The 1002-nt window shown below is 40.1% G+C and carries 1 protein-coding gene; it reads left to right on the top strand.

Annotated elements, in window-relative coordinates:
* Nucleotides 1-230 precede the first annotated feature (230 nt).
* A partial coding sequence (locus BKH46_RS09285; protein WP_143428962.1) for an outer membrane beta-barrel protein occupies nt 231-1002 on the top strand: 772 nt, incomplete at its 3' end.

The raw sequence follows: 1002 nt of genomic DNA, 5'->3' as shown, positions 1-1002 counted from the left end.
GTGGTGCAACTTCTTTTAACCATCACTATTTATGGTCTATTGATTAATATTGTTTGGCTTCTGATTGATCTCATAACAATCCTTACAGGTAGTTTCAAAGACAAAGAAGGCAGAGATTTAGCAAGGTAGGGTCTTAATCCCTTGGGGGTGATCCATCAGAGCTTTCCCTTTCTTTTCTTTCTTCTTTGAGGGGAGAGGGGAGGTATTGACTCACATATTTAAGGAGAACAATGAAACGATTCGTATTGATAGCTTTTGGGTTGGGGGCGATGATAGGAAGTCCTTTATGGGCTGATGGGGCAAAAGAGGTAAATACCAAAGTAATCACTAATCCTCCAAGCCAAGACACACAAACACAAACACAAAATACTCCCTCTACACAAACAGATAAGACAACACCACAAGAACAAGCAAAGTCTAAAGAAAAGTCCATTGCTAAACCTAGCAAGTCAGGATTTCTCTTTGGAGGAGAGATTGGTTTGGGTATGGTAGAAACGCAAGGGGGGTGGCTATTTAAAAACTATGAGCTTCCTGATTGGAAAAAAGGCGATCTAGCCTTTAATCTCAATGATAAAGCAATCTCTAGTGCCTTCAGTCTGCTCTTTGGCTATCAGCATTATTTTGGTAAGAAGCAAAGACAAGGACTCAAAGTGATGTTAAGAGGAGGGTTTTATAATAGCCCTAAGGTCAGTTCCCCCTCCCACCCAGAATACAAAACAACTTCTAGCGCAGGCTATATGGGCTATACAATGTGGGTATCATATTCTTATAATGAATCTTACTCAGGGCTCATCTTAGGAGCAGAAGCTACTTATCTTTGGGATTTTTATGAAGGGAAGAAAAATACTTTTGGACTTGATGGGGGATTTGGGATTGATTATTCGACTCTAACAATCAGTGGGACTATCAGACAAATAGGAATCTCGGATGCAAGCTTGACTGAAAGCTCTAAAGTCAAAGATGTCCATTACTCAATGGTTAGTATCTATCCTATAGTCGGAG

This window comes from Helicobacter sp. 12S02634-8 (assembly GCF_002272865.1).
Lineage (GTDB): Bacteria > Campylobacterota > Campylobacteria > Campylobacterales > Helicobacteraceae > Helicobacter_J.
Note: the sequence above shows the minus strand (reverse complement) of the source record. Positions and strands in the feature narration are given on the sequence as shown.